Genomic DNA, 21,104 nt, shown 5'->3' with positions numbered 1-21,104 from the left:
GTCAATCGGCGTTCGACTGGGACCCCCTATCGGCATCCAATCGGGGCTCTGACGCATATTCGATGATCGTGATTGTTTTTATGGCGCGCCAATCAGCCTAGCCTGAAGGAGATCGAGCTTAGCGCGCCCGTACATTTGCCGTTTGACCAGCTTGAGCTTGGTGATCTGAGCTTCCACTTGGCCATTGGACCATGGTTGCGTGATAGCGGCGTGCACCGCGCCCTTATCGTTGGCAATGCCATTCGCGAACGAGGCAATGAGGCTCCGCTTGGATTCTTCAATCCAAGGTTCGAGCTCGATCTCGGCCTTCCTTCGGATCATCGCGTGGAAGCGGCCAACGAGAGCTTGGGCATCGGCCAGCATAGGAACGTTTTGTTCGATGACCGCAAGCGTGACGGTCTCCGCCCTGGTCAGGTGGTCGCGCTTCGTCGTCATCAGCTGCGCTATCGTCCTGGCGGCGGGGACCTTCTGCAATTGTTGATGGCTGATAGTCTCGGCACGCCGCCGTCGCGTCGTCCATTCCGCCACCACGCGCAGCGATCCCTTGAAGCCTTGTCCCTTCAAGCGGCGCCAGAGCTCGGCACCGTTGCGACAGCCGCCTGACCACTGCGCGTCCAGGAACGGCAGATGCCCCTCCAGGGTGCTTTGACGGGTGCGGAACATATCCGTACCGCCGCCGCGGCTAATTTGGCGAACCAGATTGCGACTATGTCCTGTGCGGCGGACGATCTCCTTGAGCGACACACCGTCGCTGGCGAGAGCCGTAATTACGGCATGGCTGTCCTGGCGCCGCAGATAGCCCTGATAGCGCAGCTTTTCCGCACAGGTCAGCAATTCCGGGGCGATCGTCGTCGCTCCGATTGCGGTTCGGATTCTGTTCATGGAGCGGCGCACCGCATCAAGGAAGGCCGCGCTCGCATTTTCCATCAGATGCCAGCGGTCGGCGACTTGGATGGCGTTCGGCAGCGCCTTGGCTGCTGCCTCGCCGTATCCACCACCGCGATCTCGCGACACAATGTTGATCGCTGGGTGCTTCGATAGCCACGCCCGAACGGTCGCAGTTTCCCGGTCGGGCAGCAGGGTAACGATCCGCCGGCGCTCCAAATCGCACACGATCGTCCCGTATCGATGGTTTCTCCGGAACGCCCAGTCATCGATGCCCACAACAAGCAATGGATCTGTCGGCATCGCCGCCCGCCGGCGGACCACCCGTAGCAAGGTATCGTTGCTAACGGGCAGCATGAGCCGCTTGGCGAAGCTTGCCGCCGGCCGGCCGCCCAGCGCCAACCCCAAGTGATGGACGATGTATTCCAGCCGTGCCGTCCGGCGCCGTCGAAGCGGAACGATGTCTTCTCCAAACCGCTCTGAGAAGATCCGCCGGTGGCAATGCGGCACCTCACATGTGAAGCGCCGCGTGAGCAATCGGAGGCGCACCTTTCTGCCCGCTGATGGCAAATCGGCCACGTGCCGGATGTAACGGCTATGGACTCGGCGCGATGCTGTCGCGCACAAAGGGCATTGGGCCTCCGCAGCCTCTGACCGAACAGCCAGAATAATTGAATCCTCTGAATCACTTACGCCATCAAACACCAAACCACTCGGTACTAGCGATGAAATTCGAAAGCCTGTCCGCATGGCGCCGATTCTCCGTTAAAGAACCACAGTCGCCGGCGAACTTCATCAGAAATGAGGGTGTGGAACGGCCCTTCGAACCGGCATCAAAAGTGCCTAACGTGGTCGCGTAGAGAGGCGCCACAAAGGAAGGACCGTTCCATGGAGAAGATTATCACGGTGGGTTTGGATTTGGCCAAGTCGATCTTTCAAGTTCACGGCATCGCCGAAAACGGGAAAGTCTTGGTTCGTCGCACATTGCGGCGATCGCAGGTTCTGCCCTTCTTTCGGAGCCTTCCAGCTTGCTTGGTAGGTATGGAGGCCTGTGCGAGTGCCCATCACTGGGCACGCGAGATCGCGGCGCTGGGCCACGCTGTCCGCATGATGCCGCCAGCCTACGTGAAGCCTTACGTCAAACGAAACAAGACCGACGTGGCGGATGCTGAAGCCATTTGTGAGGCGGTCACCCGCCCGACAATGCGGTTCGTACCGGTGAAGACTGCCGAACAACAAGCGGCCAACATGATTTTGCGAACGCGAGAGCTGCTGATGAGGCAGCGCAGCCAGACTGCAAATGCCCTGCGTGCTCATATGGCCGAATTGGGCATTATCGCCGGCACAGGCATGGCAAGCATCGCAAAACTCCTGGTGCTTCTCCGGGACGAAAAAGACAATAGGATCCCCGGCGCCGCCCGCTTTGCCCTGATCCTATTCGCTGAACAGATTGAGCTGCTTACAACCCGCATAGAGAAGCTCGACAGCGAGATTTTGGTTGCCGTCAGACAGGACCCCGATGCCAGGCGTCTGATGAGCATTCCGGGTGTCGGTCCTCTCCATCGCCGCTACCGTTCGGACATCGGTTTTGGACGCTCGCAATTTTGCGACTGCACGAGATTTTGCGGCTTGGACGGGGCTCACACCGAGGGCACAGTCGAGCGGCGGAAAAGAAAAGCTCGGCGCGATATCAAGGCGTGGAAATCGGCACCTACGGACGCTCTTGATCGTTGGTGCGACCTCAATCATCAAGCTGGCTAAACGAGGGTTGAAAGTCCCGCTCTGGGTTCGGACCATGCTGCAACGCCGGCCGGTCAAGGTCGTATCAGTGGCGTTAGCCAACAAGATTGCGCGCACCATCTGGGCGTTGCTAGTCAAGGGCGGCATCTATCAGGCACCGGCCGCAATGCTGAAGTCTTAATCTTAAGAGCTCATCGGCGGAAAAGGAAAGCCGCCGAGGAGGCAGGGTGCAATCTGGATGAACACTGAATGACGACATTCCCGGTAGCAAGGACCGCCCGACCCACTGCGCTTCGAGCGCGCAAAATTGATTGGGCGATTGCTTCCGCGGACATCATCGTGGCCAGCGGCCAGGTGCCGCGTTCACAGGCCGAACATATGACCGCACCGCCATTCCTTGTTCAATCAGAGAAAGACCTGGTAGCCCGGGCCGTTCCACATATGAGTCAGAGCCCCGATTGGATGCCGATCACCCCGAAAACGGGTCCTTATTCCATGCCGAAACACACACCGGATCCGTGAGCGACTTCAGTTCGCGCCGCCTTAGTCGCTTAATGTCGCGGGAGCAAGTCGCTGGACCACCATGGGAGACTCCAATGCCCTTTTGTCTCCACTCCTCGCATTCGCCGCGAAAAGACGGGAACTCGTGACCCTGGACCCTACTTGAGTGCGCGAACGTCTGCACCAGTATTCCTCACCAGAATAGATAGTGTTTCGACCTTTGCTGTTTATGTATGTTCGCGGCGTAGCCGATGATGCAGCTCATCCCAAGAGCGTTCAAGCTCAATGCGAGCTAAGTTCGTTTCGAGATCGCGAGCGTGCCAGCCGCCTTGTCAGAGGGGGTGGGAGATCGCCGGCCGCTGTCTCTTGCCGAAGCAGCGGAGGAATTTGCCAATGTGGAAGGGGGCTTCCGCTGGCGCTCTTGTTCTTTGTAACCAAACCTGAGGTTCTAACAATGCCCGCTATAGATTCTGCATCAAACCAACTGCGCGGCCGGGTAGAAAACGTCTTATGCAGGGCCAAGGCGCTAGAGACCGCATATGAATCCACAACGGTCGGGCAGCTTGTTTCGATGCGGGCGCGAACGCACAGCTCCACAATCGCGGTCGACATCTTTGAGCGCGGCGAGCGCGCCACCTATTCCGAGATGGATCGCAGGTCGAACCGCTATGCACATGCGTTGCGCACATTCGGAGTGCGCAAGGGCGATCGCGTCGGGGTGATGCTGCCCAACCGCATAGAAATGCCGACATTGTGGTTCGCGCTCGCAAAGCTTGGTGCGGTGATGGTCCCGATCGCCATGGACTACACCTCGAGGGAGGTCGAATACATATTCGTCGATAGCCAAGCCAAATTCGCCATCGTCGACGAATCTGCATGGCAAGTGTTCTGCGCGATGGATCACTGGCCGCAGGAGCTTGCCAGAGATAAAGTAATTTTCGTCGGGCAGTCTTTGGACAGGACAGTTATCAATCTTCATCTATTGTCTAAGGGTATCGACGAATCGCCGGTGGACGAGGGCATCCGCCCCGAGGACCTGTTGACGATCCAATATACGTCGGGCACGACGGGCTTTCCGAAGGGCTGCATGCTGACGCACGACTATTGGGGCGTGTTGTCGTATGTATGTGCCTACTTGAGCCCATACACGACGTATCTGAGTTGGGCGTCCTACGGCCATATGTTGGGGCCGGCTATTCTTCTGAATTCATATGGGCAGGGCGGCACGGTATACATTGCTCAGCAACTTCAGCCATCGCGATTCATGGATTGGATCGGGAAATACGGCATCGAGTGGTGTGCGCTGCCGAGGCTTATAGCAGAAGGCGACTATGACGTACCTGCATGCCTGAAGTACGTCTGGCAGTACGACGGCTGGAGTGCTGAGACGGTACGCCGATTTCGCGAGCAGCTCGGCGTGCGCGGCAACTACACCTGGGGCATGACAGAAATCGGATGCGGCACGCAAATGCCTCTCGATATCCAGCAGATGAATGATGCCGGTTCGCTGGGGATTCGCGCTCCATTTCGTGAGCTGCGCTTGGTCAACGATGACGGTAGCCCCACCGGAGTAGGCGAAGCCGGAGAGCTGTGGGTGAAGGGACGTGGGATCTTCACGGGCTACTGGAATAAGCCGGAAGCGAATGAAGATTGCTTCCATGGTGAATGGTTCAAGACGGGTGATCTGATGCGGCGTAACGAACTCGGGTTATATTGGTTCGTGGGACGTAAGAAGGATATAATCCGTCGCTATGCCGACAATATCTCTGCGCTCGAGGTCGAGGCAATCATTCGGGAGCTTCCCGAGATCGCGGATGTGGCCGCGGTGCCTGTTCGCGATGACAAACGTGGCGAGGAAGTGAAGATCTACGTGGAACTAAAAGAGGGGCTCACGCCAGCTCACCTGCAGGTAGAGCGCATTCTCAAGCATGCTCGTGCGCGCCTTGCCCTATTTAAGGTGCCGCGGTACATCGCTTTCACTCCGAGGCTTCCGAGAACCGTCAGCAAGAAGGTACTCAAACGTGAACTGATGGCCATCAGCGATCCGTTATCGAACACCTACGACGTTGAGGAGAAACGCTGGGGCTGAAGCGCTATTCCGGTGGGCAGCCAGCAGGCTCAGATGCAACCGATCGAGACGCCGCATGACCGCGAGATCGGCGTCTGGGACGAACCGCTGCGGCTGATCTGCAAAACTACTGCCGGCCTGGTGGTCGACAGATGATGCTCGCGGTCGATCATCGTTTTGCGCTAGCATTACAGTTGCTTTTGTTGCGGGCTTCTGAATCCATGGGCAACCATGATTCGAATGTCGTGGGCGCGGGCCGCGTCGGTTGAGGCGACGCTTGCGTTGTGGGCGGCGTCGCTTCGAGAGATCAAGCAACGGATACGTCCGTTGTTCACGCAAGAGCGTGTTGCGACGAATGCAGGTCTGTTCCTGGAAGGTCTGCTCGGAGATGAGCAGCGCAAGACCGGTTGGATGCGCGCGGAGGCGGCTGGCGATCCCGGCCCATGGCGGCAGCAGGCGATTCTGGGTCGTGGAGACTGGGACGCTGATGCCCTGCGCGATATCGTGCACGACTATGTCATCGAGCATTTGGCGGATGACGATGCGGTGCTCGTGATCGACGAGACCGGTTTTCTCAAACAGGGCAAAGCGTCATGCGGAGTGGCGCGGCAATACACTGGTTCGGCAGGAAAGATCACGAACTGCCAGATCGGCGTCTTCGCTGCCTACGTTTCGCGTCATGGCCATGCGTTCATCGATCGCGCGTTGTATCTTCCGAAGGAATGGACCGACGATCCAGATCGTCTGGAAGCCACATATGTGCCTGCCGATGTCGGCTTTGCGACCAAACCAAAGCTTGCGACGAGAATGATCGCACGCGCGATAGCCGGGTCTGTACCATTCAAGTGGGTTGCCGGTGATACCGTCTACGGTGTTGGCAACATCGAACAGCAACTACGTCGGGCAGGCAAAGGCTACGTGCTTGGGGTCAGCAGCGCTCATGTGTTTCGATCCTGGGGCAAGCGACCGCCGGTCGCCGGTACGGCTGCAGACCTCGCCCGGACGCGGCGCTCATCCGACTGGAAGCGCCTGTCGGCGGGAGCCGGAACCAAAGGACCGCGGCTGCACGATTGGTGTTATCTCGAATTGGCGGATCTCGAGGCCGAGCAGTCCAACAGTGCAAATGACGGTTTGTGGACACGCGGTCTACTGATCCGTCGTCGCATTGCCGATGATGACCTCGCCTTCTTCACCACCTGGTGCCCAGCGGGAACAGCCATTGAAACGCTGGTCGCGGTCGAAGGCCATCGATGGGCGATCGAGGACAGCTTTGAAACGGCGAAAAACGAGTTCGGGCTCGATCACAACGAGAGCAGATCCTGGCATGGCTGGCACCGTCATGTGTCCTTGGTGATGCTCGCCTTCGCCATGATGGCCGCGATCCGACATCGCGCTAATCCGCCACCGCCCAAAAAAACGAAACGGCGCCCCCCGGCAAAAGCCAAAACATAACCACCCCACCACTGATCCGTTGGTCAATCCAGGAAATCCGCCGCATTGCTATCAGACTTGCGCGGAAGCGGATTCAACCCGCACACATCATCGCATGGTCCTTCTGGCGCAGAGCTCACCAGGCTGCCGCTCAACGCGCCCACTTCAAATCAAAAAAGCAACTGTAATGCTAGGGTTCAGACTCAATTGATCCAATAAGCGACGAGAGCGGCGAGGTGGACGGCGGCCAAGAAGTTTCTGGCAAGTTTGTCGTAGCGAGTAGCAACACGCCTGAAATCCTTGAGCCGGCAGAAACAGCGCTCGATAACATTGCGCCCTTTATAGAGGCGCTTGCTGAAGCTGTGGAGGGTTACCCGGTTGGATTTGTTTGGAATGACGGGTTTCGCGCCGCGATTGACGATTTCGGCGCGAAAGCCGTCGCCATCGTAGCCTTTGTCCCCAATGAGGGAAGACATGGGCGGCGCGAGCTTCAAAAGGGCCGGCCCTGCGGCAATGTCTGCGGCTTGTCCCGGAGTGAGATGAAATGCGCAAGGTTTGCAATCAGGGTCGCTCAGCGCGTGGATTTTCGTGGTCCGCCCACCGCGCGAGCGGCCGATCGCCTGTTCACACTCCCCCCTTTTCCGCCGCTCGCCGAGCGATGCGCTTTGATCGAGGTGGAGTCGATCGACAAAGCCACTCGGTCCTTGCCGCAGCGGGCGAGCGCTTCAAAGATCGCCTGCCAATGTCCGCGCTTAGCCCAGCGATTGAACCGATTGTAGATCGTCGTGTAAGGGCCATAGTTGCGTCGATCGTCCTCGCGCGCCGGGCCGGTCTGGTTCGTTGGCAGATGCGGCTCTATCTGAGCCCACTGCTTGTCGTTGAGCCAGAACAGTCCTTTGCGCATCGAAGTCCCCCGTGCCGAATCAACTTGGCACCAGGGAATCAGAACTCGCTAATTAGGTACAGACCCTAGCAATTCCGCCTTGGTGAGGACTCCTTTCCAGCGTTAGCCCCGATCTTGGCGTGCGCGACTTTAATCGATCGCAGGCGTGCTCGCGGTGCGCCGCAAGGTCCAAAATCTTCGAAAGCCACGGCCACAGCTGGGCCTTCCACGCCGTGATCTGATTGGGGTGGATGTCGAACTGCTCGGCAAGCTGAGCTATCGTCCGGTGGCCTAGACGGGGGAAGCGCCACCTTCCCCTTGAAGGCCGGTGAGGTTCCGGCGTGCTCGTCTGCTCATCCTTGCTCCTGATTCGCAGGCACTAGCGTGCCGGCTGTCTGAGCTGCTGCCGTTTTGATGGAGACCGGCTTAGCTAAGCTGAGATAGCCGATGGTCGAGTGTCTGAGTGTCCTGTTGTACAACAAGGTTTGAGAACGCCCACAGGACCGTTCTTTGCGAGGTTCTTTATCGATATCAGCTTTGGTTTGGTCGCCGAGTTTGCGTTTATGGCGCGGTTGACGAGGGTGGTGATGTCGTTTCGCTGCCCCCTGGCTCGCAAGCAGAACGTTGGCCGGAAGTTCCAGAATGGATGTTCGACCGGACGGCATGCCCGAAGCTGAGGTTTTGGCAGCTCGGCCATTTGTCAGCATAACCGCACTTGCCGCGCTATCTGCGCTTCTCGATCTGGCGTTGAAGATCGAACGCCATCAGCTGCCCTGCTTTCTCGCGCATCCAGAGCCTCTCACGACCAGAATCAGAGAGAGACCGATGTCGCGCAGAAGGCAATGCCAGGGAGCAAATACCGACACAATCGACAGGCGCGGCCGCAGCTGCAGATGGGTCTGTTCGGGAGCGGCCTGTCGAACGGCGCGATCGGCGAGCCGGCATGACCGGAGCTGCCGGCGGAAGCGCGGGCGGCCCTCGCGAGCCTGATGACGCAGTTGATGCTCATGCGATGGCGACGCCGCCCGCGAAGGAGGTGGATGATCTCTGAGAGCTCAGGCCTCATCTTCTGGAGCGCAAGGCGATTCTTTACGTGGCCAATCCTCGGCCCACCAGGTGTTGCACAATCGCGAGAGCAGCGCGTTGCAATGCACCATTGCGGGACCGGCTCACGGCGCTCCGGTGGTCAGAGATCGGAGTGATCGATGATGATCTCGGTCGTTCAGCCGCCGGCGTGCGTGTTTCGCGGGATCGTGAGCAGCGATTTCAGGCGATCGTGAGCACGTTTTCGAGGCGCCGGACGCTTCGGCCGACAGCTCAACCGTCTACGGGCTCTCATTCAACCAATGAGGAAGCCTGATGCCTACCTAGAGATTGTCGATGCGCCGGATCAGAGAAGTTCTACGTTTGAGGCACCAGGGCCTGACCGAGCGCGTCATCGCGCGGATGTTGGGCGTGAGCAATGGCGTCGTGCATGGATAAGTGCGTCGCGCGCGCCTTGCGGAGCTGAACTGGCCGCTGCGAGAGGGCCTGGACCACGAGCGCCTGGAGCTGTTGCTGTTCGCAGCGCCGACGGCAGCCCCGCAAAGCGAGCGGCGCCCGTCACCGGATTGGGCTCAACCGGGCTCGGCAAAAGCTGGATTGCGTACGCCCTCGGCGCAAGGGCTGCCGCGACAATCGCTCGGCTCAGTATCACCGCGTGCCGCGCCTGTTCGAGGCGCTTGCCCTTGCTCGCGGCGACGGCCGCTATGGCCCGCTGCGCAAAACCATCGGCCCGGTTCAACTCCCGATCCTCGACGATTGGGGCCTTGCGGTTCTCAATCCGCCCGAATGGCGCGACCTGCTGGAGATCCTCGGCGATCGCCACGGTCGCACCTCCACCATCGTCACCAGCCAGGTCCCTGTCGAACATTGGCACGAGGTTATCGGCGACCCCACCCTCGGCGACGCCATCCTGAATCGTCCCGTTCACAACGCTCACTACCTCCAACTCTCCGGAGAAAGCATGCGAAAGCAGAACGCCCGCCACCAAACTCTTGACGTCAACCCAAACCCCTGAACCAATCACCATCTCGGTCAAAGCCGCTGCTCACGATCGCCCGAAACAGCTCCTCACCAACACCTGAAATCGCTGCTCACCATCGGCGAAATGCGCAGCCGGCGGGGTACAACGCACTGGCTATGAGCGGATGTGGCGGAGGTTTGCCTCGGCAAGGTTGGTGCAGTTTGCGCGCGCGAGGTCTCGCGCTTCGCTCGCAACAGCCGGGATTGGCAGCAACTCATCCAGATGTGCGGCGTGGTCGATAACGGTGTGGTCGATCAGGAGACCATCTATGCGCGAACGCACGGCAACGATCGCCTGCTGCCGGGCTCAAGGGCTGTTGCGCCGGCGCTCGCTCTCGGCCCGCCACGATAAGGGCCCGCGGGGGCGAGTTGGTTGTGGCGGCGCCCGCCGGCTTCGTGAGGCCGGCGACCATTATGAGAAAGATCCGGATCGGCGCGTCAAGGAGGCGATTAAGCTGGTGTTCGACAACCTCGAGGATCTTGGCACGTGCGCGATAGGTGCTCTGCTGGCTCCACGAGTACAATCTCGATCTACCGGTGAAGCAGACCAACAGCGACACAGGCCTGGCGGCGACCCGGTTACTCCGCCATCCACCGGATCATGAGAGCGCCGTCTACGGCGGCGCTTATGCCTATGGTAAGACGGCTGTGGCGGCGGGATACAGCGCCGACGGCGTGAGCGTGAAGATCCGCCGCAAGACGCGCAACGGATGGCTGGCGCTGAAGCCAAATACCCACGGCGGGTATGTGAGCTGGAGGAGGTTCGAGGCGATCCGCACCATCGCCAGCAGCAATGTTCCCACTGGTCGGCATCACGGCGCCCAAGCATGGAGACGCGCTGCTGGCCGGTCTCATCCGTGTGCAAGCGCTGCGGCCGCAAGCTCACACTCCGCTACTCCAGCGTGAAGCACCATATCCCGCGCTACAGCTGCAGCCGCGCCTGGAGGGATAATGGCGGCCCTCACTGCATAGCCTTCGGCGGATTGCGCGTCGATGAGGCAATCGAGGAAACACTGCTCGGCGTCGTCGGTCCGAGCGCTACCCCCGCTCCAACCGCTGCCGCTAAGGAGCCGGAGAACGGCGTTTTCCAACCCAGCGTCTTTCTCGGTCGGAATTGAAGGGCGCTGCTGCGGATATCTCGGCGGCGCTGTGGATCCTCAGGTCTGTGCCTTTCGGGAAGTACTGCCGCAGCAACCCATTTATGTTTAAGTTTAGTGCCACGCTGCCAAGCGCTTTGCGGACTGCAAAAGGAGAGCGGACCCAACATTGCCGTTGAGACGATCGCGCTGAGCCATTTCGGCTCGCGGGGCAGTCGCCTTCACGTTCTTTGATCCGCCCGCCCGTGAGGACAGCCGGTGGTAGAATGCACCGAGCGCCGTATCGCTCCGCCCGACGGTGGTGGCCCCCAACCGCAACAGGGCGGCCGCCCGACTCGATGACCTTGGTGTGCGAGGAGACAGAACTTTGCCGCCCGAGATCTTGTTGCCCGGCGCGAGCCAGGGGTAAAATGCGTAGCGCTTGGCCATGCCTGCGGTTCTGACCTCGAACGTGGGTGTATTGACCTGCTTGGTCTCAAGCGTGGGTTCGATAGCTTTGCACCCGGCTTTGCTCCGTTATTGTTCAACACAGCGGTTAATGCTTCGAGCGACGCGGTCGCAGTCCAGCACCCTCGCCTGGTAAATGTCGTATATAGCTCCAGTGATTGGCGCAGGGCGAAGATATGTTCTTCCCGATCGTCGCCCACCAGTGCCGCGCGGATTGTCTCGATGGAGAAATGGCAGCGCACGTCACGGTGCCAACACGTCACGATTGCGCTCACCCGCGACGACAGCTCGGATAATCCGCCTTCCGGTCGCGCCCGTAATGTCGGAGACGACGTGATGAAGTTGCAGGTTCATCTCCATCAGGGCTTTCTGCATATGCTGCATATGGGCGGCTGCATATTCCACCAGCCGCTCGCGCTGGCGTAGATAGGCGCGCAGGGTCGCAATCTCGCATTCGGACGGAAGCTGCCGCGCAAGAGCCCATAGGAATGAAGCTGGCGCAGCCAAGCGGCATCGCTCACATCGGTTTTGCGCCCTGGCACGTTCTTGGCGTACCGCGCGTCGAACAGAATGACTTCGAACCGGCGCTGCCCGAGAATTTCGTAAGACCGGCTCGAATAGACCCGGTGATTCCGTCGAGACACCGGTCACGCCGCATGCTTTGAACCAGTCCGCTACATCATGTACGCTCTGCGTGAATATGCCGAAGGTGCGCGCCGGCATGTCAGTGCAAGCCGGATCCGCCGCAGCCATGCGCATCTTTGATTCGGATGTCGATGTCGATGCAGCGGCCCCGAGCTTGACCGGCTTCAAACTCCGGGCGGTTACCGGTCGTCCTCTTGGGCATAGCAAATCTCCATCCAATCATGAGCAGGAGGGTCTGCGTTATGCCAATCATCATCTTCCCAATCGGGATCGCCTCCGAAGCGGCGTCACCACTCTCAAGTCCGCATGCACCCATGGACCACGTTCTTAACCGGGATTGGGCCTCCAAAAAGCTGAGGGCGGCTACCCTCCCAGCCGCCGATGATAGCATAATGTTGTTTCTACCCCGCGCAGGCGTGCCAATGGCGCTAGATGGTTTTTTAGGAAATCCCGTTCGGCCTTCAGCTTGGCGACCTCACGGCACAGCGGCTCGACCTCCTGCTGCTCCGGCTTCATCTGCCCGTTGCGGGAAAGGCTTGCGGAGGATGAGCCGGACTCCTTCACCGACTTGCGGAGAACATTCTCATGAACGTCTAAGTCAGGGCCGGCTTTGCGCCACCGACACCCAACGCTCCCGGACCAGCTTCACCGCTTCCATTTCGAACTCCCGACTGAACTTTCTTCTAGTCATCGCCTACCTCCGGCTTCATGAAACACCTAATCTCCGTGTCCATCAACCGGCAGTAGCTCAATCGGATGGTCTTGGGCTGGGAGAGTACATCGTCAGTGTTAGTCTGGGCCAGACACCCTAGGTCTCGCGCTTTCAGCGCTCGGTGGGCACCTCCTTTAGGACCACAAAACAGCGGCTCTCTGTGCTTCGCCGCTGCTGGCCTAAATGAGTTTACTGCAGTCAACTACCAACTTTGGGGATTGGATTCATCGCACGAGCGAGACACTTTGGCTAACAAACGTCTTGTTACTCGCGAGTGGCGCGACCTGGCTCTATGTCCACCGATCGCAGATGCCGCCCGTCACTGTGCACTGACCTCACAAGCTTCGCAGGAGACGCTTTGAGAGATTTGCTGCAAGACTCGATCCAACTAAGGAGTTGATACCATGACTGCAGCTTTCGAGAGTGACCGGTTGCCAATTGCGCTCTCGTCTCGGCTCACATTACCTCTAATCGTCGCGCCCATGGCCGATGTCTCTGGAGTGGATCTTGTCAGTACCGTCTGCCGGTCGGGAGCGATCGGCGCGTTTCCCACCGCCAACGCCCGGTCTCTTGATGAACTCGACCGTTGGCTAACCCTGATAGAGAACGACCTCGCTAGCTTAACGCGGCCAGCGGCGCCGCACTGTCCAACTCTCATGATCCGTCATCCTCGGTTCCGAGATGATCTTGCCTGTCTTGTGCGCCACAAGGTGGAGATTGTCATCACCAGCCTGGGATCCCCGGCAGCTGCAGTTGATGCTTTGCACGAAATCGGCTGTCTCGTGTTCGCCGACATCGCCTCGTTGCACCACGCGGAGAGAGCCATTGAAGCCGGCGCCGACGGCTTGATTCTGCTTGCCGCCGGCGCAGGCGGTCATACCGGATGGGCGAATCCATTTGCTTTTGTTCGCGCGGTTCGCAACAGATTCGACGGCCCAATTGTACTCGCTGGTGGTATCGCAGACGGAGCTTCCGTAGCGGCAGCACGCATTCTTGGGTGCGAACTCGCTTGCATGGGTACTCGCTTCATTGCCACCTCGGAAAGTATGGCGAGCGATACCTATCGTCAGATGTTGGTCGATAGCTCGATGGACGACGTCGTCTTGTCCAGTGCATTTTCGGGTATCCCATTGAATGTGCTGCGGAGCTCAATCGTGGCGGCCGGTCTCGATCCATCAAAACTTGACGAATCGGTGTCGGAATGGCGCGCTAAGCAGAATGTTCGCGGAGCGGGTTCTAGCGATGAGCCGCGGCGCACGATCAATATTCGGTCTGCTGGCCACTCTGTTTCGGGTGTTCGCTCGGTTATGGGTGCCGCTGAGCTTGTGAGCGAGATCGTTGGACAATATAAATTTGCGTTAGCGAGTGCTAGTTGCTCTCGTATCTAACCGCATTCAAGTCAGCGCTGATGGAGCCGAGTGTAAAGCCAATCGACCATTTTGTTTCGGGGTGTTGTCAAGCTGCCATTCTTTCTCTCCAGTAGCACGCCTGTAGCGATTGGTCCGTCGCAACTGGTCCCGCGATGAAAAATAATCCATACTCCTTGATCTGGGCTGCGAACCTGGTTCTCGATATCGCGGCGAATGGTCAAGAGACGAAATCGTACAACGAGTATCGCACGAATTTCGTCGTTTTCTTGCTCTTGTCCTTCAGCTCCCGGTACCAACCCAATCCGCAGCAGTTCGGCGAGGCCTCGCGCGTCGTTTTACTCTTGTTCATACTAACCCGACAAGAATGCGGGCGCGTGCCGCACATCGCTACGGACGACGGGAAGATCAGCCCTGCTGAGATCATCCACAGCCAATTCGTCATCGTGCCAGTTCCAGAAAGGCGAGAAGGACCTCGGCCCCAGCCTCAAGCTCTGACCGCTGTCCCTTACAAGATCAACGGGAGCCTCACCGATAATGGAAATCCAATTCACCTTCCCGCCGCACTTTGCAGCTTGGCTGTCAAGGCAAGGAGACGTACACCGGCGCAGCGAGATCACACACATGGTGGTCCAATGGCCAGGTCGACGATCAGGGAAGCACCGTCCAAGGCTATCAGTAGATGCCGGACATCCCAACAACAGCGATTCGAACTCGTGCTGTCCAGACAGTCGTAGTTGTCGTACGTGCGCTTTTCCACTGGCTCGGCGGCAGGCGAGAAGGCGAACAGGCGCTCGCCTGCCTTCGGGGCTTCTCGATGTCTTCGCATATCAGCAAATAGTGATCTCCTAGTGCAGACGGTCAGGGACATCGCAGTCGGAAGCTAGGGCGGCGGACTTGCGCTGCTTCCATTGAGCGACAGTAGCCTGTTGATGCGGTAGCACTTAACGAGCTCCCTCAGGCACCACTTAACTATTTTGTATTGCTCGACAGGCTGCCGTCGTCGTGTTTGCGCAGTGGTGCCGCGTATCCTCCCCAACTCGAGGACACTTCGTCACCCTTCTACTTCATGCCAACAGCATCCAACGTCCCTTAGCTCTTTGCAGCCCTACGAGGTCTTCCTCGTATTTTCGGGCTCCTCCTCTGAAAGCATCGCCGTGCCGATGATGTCGTCGCTCACCAATTGTGCCATTTCAGCATCGGAAAGGTTGAGGAGCTCTGATAGGATCTCTCTGTTGTGCTGGCCTAGCGTCGGCGCTGCCGTGTAGATCGCATGGGGACGTAGACCCTCGCGAATAGGCATTGCCGTCTGCGGATGCCTCCCTATGAAGGCACGTTCCACTTCCTGCAGAAAAGCACGCGACTTAAGATGGTGATCATTCAGGAGGTCACCTGGTAGGCGGGCCACACCGGCAGCAACCCTCGCAGCTTGCAATTCGTACATAGCCCGATCTGGTTCGCGAGAGAACGTCCAGCATTCGACAACCGTCTCGATAACTTCCTCAATCTCACGTCGCGCATCCGACGTTTTCAACGATTCGTCAGCGGCCCAGTCACTTCGACCAATAAGCAATGCGAGCCTCTGCCACATCCCTTCGTCCGTCGCCGCTATGACAATCCAATTATCCTCACCCGCACAGCGGAAGCAGCCGTGCGGCACGAAATCTGGATGTCGATTGCCGTACCTTTTCGGAGCCTTACCGTCGATCGAGTGGAGCGTGATCCATGGCGCCGCAAAGGGCATCATGCACTCGATCTGCGCGAGATCAATGAACTGTCCCTGCCCGGTACGGCGGGCGTGCATCAGCGCAACAAGAACTGCAGCACAGCCGTTTAAGCCGCCAACGGCATCGCCAAATGCGATGTGGCTCATCACGGGCGGCCCGTTGATGTTTCCGATAACGTTCGGCAACCCAGAGCCCTGCTCGAGAGTTGAGCCGTAGGCCCGACAACTGCGATAAATGCTGTCCGTACCAAATGCGGACATTGACATCATCACAACGGAAGGATTGAGTGCACTAATGACATCGTAACCAAGCCCGAGCTTCGGCAGCACATCGGCTGAATAATTGTCGACGACGATGTCTGCTCCCGCCAACAGTCGTTTCGCAAGAGCGACGCCCTGTGAATGCCTCAGATTAAGGGTAATACCCCGCTTGTTGCGGTTCAGGGTGCAGAATGGTGCAACCTTTTCGTACTTCCGCTCGTCGACGTAAGCCGCCCGCCGGTCTACGCCACGCATCCAATCCGGATATTGAATAGCCTCGATTTTAATGACGTCCGCTCCGAGGTCGGCCAGTGTTCGGGTACACAAGGGGCCCGCCCAGCCCATGGTGAAGTCGATTATACGGATTCCTTGTAAGGGCTGCCGGTTGGCATCGCTGAAGCCATGGGCTTGGGACGCCCGACTGATTAGAGGTCTTCGGCTGTTTGCGAATACCTGCTGCTCACCGACGCTCGGAACCCTCCCTCCGCGGAGCGGCGGCGTCAATGTCAGCCGCTGAGCCGAGCCTACCGTCAAGGCTTCTTCCTCCCCAAACACCACGGGCACGAGCGCGCCGCGCCGTGTCTTCTCGGCATCCTGGAGGAGATTGGATATTTCGGGTATTGGCACGATGGGAAGTCTACGGTTTAGTCCCTCCGCGAACCACTCCTGTGCCGTGCGCGTCTTCAATCGAGGGATGAACTGGCGTTCGATCTGTTCCATATGCTTCGAACGATCTTCGCCTAGAACAAGACGCGGATCATCACGTAGTTCGGGCAAACCAAGCATATCGCAGAACGCACGCCATTGCGCCGGCGTGCCCACCGAAAGCCCGAGCCATCCATTCCTCGTTTCATAGATGCCCCACGGAAAGACAGACGAAAATCGGTTGACACCAATCCGATGCATTAGGTCGCCGCACTGAAAGGACTGAAACATCTGATACTCGCTCAGTGCGATGCTGGCTTCGAAAACACTCAGCGACCAGGAGCGCCCGCCTCCGCCCTGCGTCCCTCCAACGGCCGAAGCAGCCGCAGCAATGAAGCCCCACAGGCCGGCCATAATGCCTGTTTGAAAGTCCGGGGCGTGCAACGGGCGCCCCTTCGCAGGCCCAACCAGCTTGACCAGGCCGGCAAGCGCACGGACAGTGGAATCAGTTGCGCAAAATCCTGCATAAGGGCCGCCCGCTCCGAACCAGCTTGCTTCGAGGTAGATCATCTCTGGGCGCTGCTTCCGTATCTCGTCTAGGTCAATAGGAGCGCAATCTGCGGAGTCGATGTCGCGACCATCGAGCAAGATATCGCAATTGTTGATCAGTGTCGCTAGCCGCGTGCTCGCGTCCGGGGCGCTGGGGTCGATGATGATACTTGACTTATTGAAGCTCAGGAATGCAAACCACGCGCTCTGGCCGCGGGGTGTGAATGGGCCGCTGCGGCGAAGTGGATCGCCTGACGGTGACTCGACCTTCTGAACATCGGCACCGGAGTCTGAAAACAATCGCGCGCAATAGCTGGTTGCCGCGGAGCTGCCGATTTCGACAACGCGTAAATGCGAGAACACATTCGTCGATCGCCCGCTGTTCTCATGCATGCTGATGCTCCGGCAAGTGAGTTGCCCCGCCATGTGAACCTAACAAGCCGACGGTCGCGGGCGCGGCTCTCTCGTATGTAACTCGTGATGGGCGATGGCTCAGAAGCCTGGCCGAAACGGGTCTAGGAGCCGACGGAAGGGTCGTCTGCGACACGCTGATCGAGCGGCGCTCCAGCGATCGCCGAAGCTCTCGTTGCACTACTGCTAGCTGCATAACGAGAAATCCTGAGTGGCAACAGCGGCCCAATCATTCCCAAGAAAACCTGGCACATGTGACCAGGTAGGTATGTCTATCATTGCTGCACCATCGCCTGATGTTGCAAGGGCGCTTCGTGCCTTTGGAGAGTTACCGATCCACTCTACGCGACTAACTAAAGGCCAAGATACTACCTGCTTTGGTGAGGCGTGGTCGCACAGGCGGTACGATGCTCTTCAGAGGGAGGGGCGTGAATGCGTATCCGTCCGGTGAAGCTTTCAATTACCCACAAGTGCTTGATTCATTTGCGGGAGGCTTCGATCGAAGAATCTTGAATCGGATGAATCGCTTGTGATTCATTGTTGAGCACCTGATTCGCGACGGCGAGGTGCCTTCATGTGTTCGAGCGGTGCGATATCTCGTCGGTCGACCGGCCAGGATGGTTACCAGGATGATCTGATGAAACCGCCGTCGAACACTGGACTGAGCGCGAGATCGACAAGACTGCCTTCAAGGATGCCCGTCTTGGTCAACGATTTGGCGAGCTGTTAAGGCAAATTGGTGATGGCATGGGCGGGAGCATACCGTTCGCGTGCCAAGACTGGGCGAATACGAAGGCAGCCTACCGCTTTTTCGCCAACGAGCGCGTGGATGAAGCCGACATTCTTAGCGGCTACTTCGCCGCCACGCGCACCCGTTACGATGATTGTACAGGCCCGATTCTCCTTATCCAGGACACCACGGAATTCTTCTACCAACGAGCGAACACGAGCGCGATCGGCATAACCAAGAGCGTCAATAGCGGCCGGGACAAAGGTGGCCGTTGGCGCCATCACACGGTCTGCGGAATGCTGATGCATTCCAGCCTCGCTGTGACCGTCGAGGGCCTCCCCCTGGGATTGGCGGCGGTGAAATTCTGGACACGGAAAAAATTCAAAGGCACGACCCAACTCAAGAAGAAGGTCAACCCGACCCGCGTTCCCATCGAGAAGAAGGAGGGCGTTCGTTGGCTCGACAATCTCAGGCAATCGATCGAACGGCTCGGGCAGCCGGAGCGTTGCATTCATATCGGCGACCGCGAAAGCGACATCTACGAATTGTATTGCCTGACGCAAGAGCTTGGCGCTCACTTCCTTGTCCGCGCCTGCGTCGATCGGCTGGCGGGCGACGGCGGTCATACGATTGCAACCGAGATGGAAGAGACCAGCGTCAAAGGCTTGCATTACATCGACGTGCGCAACGACAAGGGTGAGACGACGAAGGCCGCGCTGGAAATCAAGTTCAAGCGGATCGCAGTCTTGCCTCCGATCGGAAAGCAAAACCGCTATCCCGCCCTCGACCTGACGGTAATCCACGCCAGCGAGCGCGGTGCGCCAAGGGGCCGAACCCATTGAGTGGAAGCTAATCACGGACCTACCCGTCCGCGGCTCCGATGCAATCGAGAAGATTAACTGGTACGCCATGCGGTGGAAAATCGAGATGTTCCACAAGATCCTGAAATCGGGCTGCAGGGCGGAAGACTGAAAACTGCGGACCGCGGAGCGCCTCGCTAATCTGATGGCGGTCTTCTGCATTCTCAGCTGGCGCGTCCTCTGGCTCACCATGCTCAATCGCACGGCCCCGGACGCGTCACCGAAGATGGCGTTGACGGACACCGAGATCGCATTGCTCGATGAACTCATCAGCGACGTTGGCAATCGACGGCGTCGCCCTGAAACGCTCGCATTCTACTTGACCAAACTTGCACGATTGGGTGGCTACCTGGCCAGGGCTGCCGATCCGCCACCCGGAAATGTTGTCATCTGGCGGGGACTCTCAAGACTCACCGATATCGAACTCGGCGCCGAAATCGGAGCGGCTGGAAATGTGGGCAATTAAAAGCCGGTGAAGCTTTCAATTATCCATAACTTTAACCCCTCGGGCTGATCCGCTGATCGGCGAAATCTTGAATCGAAAGAATCACTTGTGATTCCTTTCTGAGCCCCTGATTCGCGAGGGGGTGCTCTATGGGGCTGACATTAAGGGGTCGATTGTCAATCGGCGTTCGACTGGGACCCCTATCGGCATCCAATCGGGGCTCTGACTCATATGTGGAACGGCCCGGGCTGCCAGGTCTTTCTCTGATTGAACAAGGAATGGCGGTGCGGTCATATGTTCGGCCTGTGAACGCGGCACCTGGCCGCTGGCCACGATGATGTCCGCGGAAGCAATCGCCCAATCAATTTTGCGCGCTCGAAGCGCAGTGGGTCGGGCGGTCCTTGCTACCGGGAATGTCGTCATTCAGTGTTCATCCAGATTGCACCCTGCCTCCTCGGCGGCTTTCCTTTTCCGCCGATGAGCTCTTAAGATTAAGATTTCAGCATTGCGGCCGGTGCCTGATAGATGCCGCCCTTGACTAGCAACGCCCAGATGGTGCGCGCAATCTTGTTGGCTAACGCCACTGATACGACCTTGACCGGCCGGCGTTGCAGCATGGTCCGAACCCAGAGCGGGACTTTCAACCCTCGTTTAGCCAGCTTGACGATTGAGGTCGCACCAACGATCAAGAGCGTCCGTAGGTGCCGATTTCCACGCCTTGATATCGCGCCGAGCTTTTCTTTTCCGCCGCTCGACTGTGCCCTCGGTGTGAGCCCCGTCCAAGCCGCAAAATCTCGTGCAGTCGCAAAATTGCGAGCGTCCAAAACCGATGTCCGAACGGTAGCGGCGATGGAGAGGACCGACACCCGGAATGCTCATCAGACGCCTGGCATCGGGGTCCTGTCTGACGGCAACCAAAATCTCGCTGTCGAGCTTCTCTATGCGGGTTGTAAGCAGCTCAATCTGTTCAGCGAATAGGATCAGGGCAAAGCGGGCGGCGCCGGGGATCCTATTGTCTTTTTCGTCCCGGAGAAGCACCAGGAGTTTTGCGATGCTTGCCATGCCTGTGCCGGCGATAATGCCCAATTCGGCCATATGAGCACGCAGGGCATTTGCAGTCTGGCTGCGCTGCCTCATCAGCAGCTCTCGCGTTCGCAAAATCATGTTGGCCGCTTGTTGTTCGGCAGTCTTCACCGGTACGAACCGCATTGTCGGGCGGGTGACCGCCTCACAAATGGCTTCAGCATCCGCCACGTCGGTCTTGTTTCGTTTGACGTAAGGCTTCACGTAGGCTGGCGGCATCATGCGGACAGCGTGGCCCAGCGCCGCGATCTCGCGTGCCCAGTGATGGGCACTCGCACAGGCCTCCATACCTACCAAGCAAGCTGGAAGGCTCCGAAAGAAGGGCAGAACCTGCGATCGCCGCAATGTGCGACGAACCAAGACTTTCCCGTTTTCGGCGATGCCGTGAACTTGAAAGATCGACTTGGCCAAATCCAAACCCACCGTGATAATCTTCTCCATGGAACGGTCCTTCCTTTGTGGCGCCTCTCTACGCGACCACGTTAGGCACTTTTGATGCCGGTTCGAAGGGCCGTTCCACACCCTCATTTCTGATGAAGTTCGCCGGCGACTGT

At 58.6% G+C, this 21,104-nt stretch carries 10 protein-coding genes and 8 pseudogenes; 10 read left to right on the top strand and 8 right to left on the bottom strand.

Annotated features, from left to right (window positions below):
• Positions 1 to 78: 78 nt before the first annotated feature.
• Positions 79 to 1,635, bottom strand: coding sequence for an ISL3 family transposase (locus IVB54_RS32390; RefSeq protein WP_247776660.1), 1,557 nt, complete (start codon positions 1,633 to 1,635; stop codon positions 79 to 81).
• A 138-nt stretch (positions 1,636 to 1,773) separates the two neighbouring features.
• Here IVB54_RS32390 and IVB54_RS32385 point away from each other — a divergent pair.
• The 3 genes and pseudogenes from IVB54_RS32385 to IVB54_RS32375 all read left to right on the top strand — a co-directional run bounded on the left by IVB54_RS32385 (position 1,774) and on the right by IVB54_RS32375 (position 6,646).
• Positions 1,774 to 2,806, top strand: a pseudogene (locus IVB54_RS32385) (IS110 family transposase).
• 774 nt (positions 2,807 to 3,580) lie between these two features.
• Positions 3,581 to 5,215: a class I adenylate-forming enzyme family protein gene (locus IVB54_RS32380; protein WP_247776659.1), complete on the top strand. Its 1,635-nt coding sequence runs from the start codon at positions 3,581 to 3,583 to the stop codon at positions 5,213 to 5,215.
• Between the two features lie 210 nt (positions 5,216 to 5,425).
• A complete protein-coding gene (locus IVB54_RS32375) occupies positions 5,426 to 6,646 on the top strand; it encodes an IS701 family transposase (protein WP_247285483.1) in 1,221 nt (406 codons plus the stop codon).
• 182 nt (positions 6,647 to 6,828) lie between these two features.
• On the opposite strand, the gene IVB54_RS32370 is transcribed toward IVB54_RS32375, so the two are convergent.
• Both IVB54_RS32370 and IVB54_RS32365 read right to left on the bottom strand, forming a co-directional pair.
• Complete coding sequence (locus tag IVB54_RS32370) at positions 6,829 to 7,338, bottom strand: IS5 family transposase (protein ID WP_245286348.1); 510 nt, start codon at positions 7,336 to 7,338, stop codon at positions 6,829 to 6,831.
• 384 nt (positions 7,339 to 7,722) lie between these two features.
• Positions 7,723 to 7,865 (bottom strand): annotated as a pseudogene (locus IVB54_RS32365) (IS3 family transposase); the annotation flags it as partial.
• Between the two features lie 1,256 nt (positions 7,866 to 9,121).
• On the opposite strand from IVB54_RS32365, the pseudogene IVB54_RS32355 reads away from it, so the two are divergent.
• The 3 genes and pseudogenes from IVB54_RS32355 to IVB54_RS41800 all read left to right on the top strand — a co-directional run.
• Positions 9,122 to 9,567, top strand: a pseudogene (locus tag IVB54_RS32355) (ATP-binding protein); the annotation flags it as partial.
• A gap of 132 nt (positions 9,568 to 9,699) precedes the next feature.
• Positions 9,700 to 9,924: a hypothetical protein gene (locus IVB54_RS32350; RefSeq protein WP_247776658.1), complete on the top strand. Its 225-nt coding sequence runs from the start codon at positions 9,700 to 9,702 to the stop codon at positions 9,922 to 9,924.
• Positions 9,925 to 10,282: 358 nt separating this feature from the next.
• Entirely contained in the window at positions 10,283 to 10,690 is a 408-nt protein-coding gene (locus IVB54_RS41800; RefSeq protein WP_346658836.1) for a zinc ribbon domain-containing protein, read from the top strand.
• Here the strand turns inward: IVB54_RS41800 and IVB54_RS41795 are convergent.
• The 3 pseudogenes from IVB54_RS41795 to IVB54_RS32335 all read right to left on the bottom strand — a co-directional run.
• Positions 10,672 to 10,827, bottom strand: a pseudogene (locus tag IVB54_RS41795) (IS30 family transposase); the annotation flags it as partial. The gene IVB54_RS41800 and the pseudogene IVB54_RS41795 overlap by 19 nt on opposite strands.
• 691 nt (positions 10,828 to 11,518) lie before the next feature.
• Positions 11,519 to 11,685, bottom strand: a pseudogene (locus IVB54_RS32340) (IS110 family transposase); the annotation flags it as partial.
• Positions 11,686 to 12,199: 514 nt separating this feature from the next.
• Positions 12,200 to 12,452: pseudogene (locus tag IVB54_RS32335) on the bottom strand (transposase); the annotation flags it as partial.
• A 425-nt stretch (positions 12,453 to 12,877) separates the two neighbouring features.
• Here IVB54_RS32335 and IVB54_RS32330 point away from each other — a divergent pair.
• Positions 12,878 to 13,861, top strand: a complete 984-nt coding sequence (locus IVB54_RS32330) for a nitronate monooxygenase (protein WP_247776657.1) — start codon at positions 12,878 to 12,880, stop codon at positions 13,859 to 13,861.
• Between the two features lie 1,087 nt (positions 13,862 to 14,948).
• Here the strand turns inward: IVB54_RS32330 and IVB54_RS32325 are convergent.
• A complete protein-coding gene (locus tag IVB54_RS32325; RefSeq protein WP_247776656.1) occupies positions 14,949 to 17,414 on the bottom strand; it encodes a CoA transferase in 2,466 nt (821 codons plus the stop codon).
• A gap of 690 nt (positions 17,415 to 18,104) precedes the next feature.
• On the opposite strand from IVB54_RS32325, the pseudogene IVB54_RS32320 reads away from it, so the two are divergent.
• The 3 genes and pseudogenes from IVB54_RS32320 to IVB54_RS32310 all read left to right on the top strand — a co-directional run.
• Positions 18,105 to 18,200 (top strand): annotated as a pseudogene (locus tag IVB54_RS32320) (transposase DNA-binding-containing protein); the annotation flags it as partial.
• Positions 18,201 to 18,257: 57 nt separating this feature from the next.
• Positions 18,258 to 19,004: a hypothetical protein gene (locus IVB54_RS32315; protein ID WP_247776655.1), complete on the top strand. Its 747-nt coding sequence runs from the start codon at positions 18,258 to 18,260 to the stop codon at positions 19,002 to 19,004.
• A 163-nt stretch (positions 19,005 to 19,167) separates the two neighbouring features.
• The gene (locus IVB54_RS32310; protein ID WP_247776654.1) at positions 19,168 to 19,488 is read left to right on the top strand and encodes a hypothetical protein; all 321 of its coding nucleotides are present in this window, start codon (positions 19,168 to 19,170) and stop codon (positions 19,486 to 19,488) included.
• 470 nt (positions 19,489 to 19,958) lie between these two features.
• Here the strand turns inward: IVB54_RS32310 and IVB54_RS32305 are convergent.
• Positions 19,959 to 20,991: pseudogene (locus tag IVB54_RS32305) on the bottom strand (IS110 family transposase).
• Positions 20,992 to 21,104: the final 113 nt, after the last annotated feature.

The organism is Bradyrhizobium sp. CW1 (genome assembly GCF_023100665.1).
Lineage (GTDB): Bacteria > Pseudomonadota > Alphaproteobacteria > Rhizobiales > Xanthobacteraceae > Bradyrhizobium > Bradyrhizobium canariense_D.
This window is presented reverse-complemented; position numbering and strand designations above follow the sequence as displayed.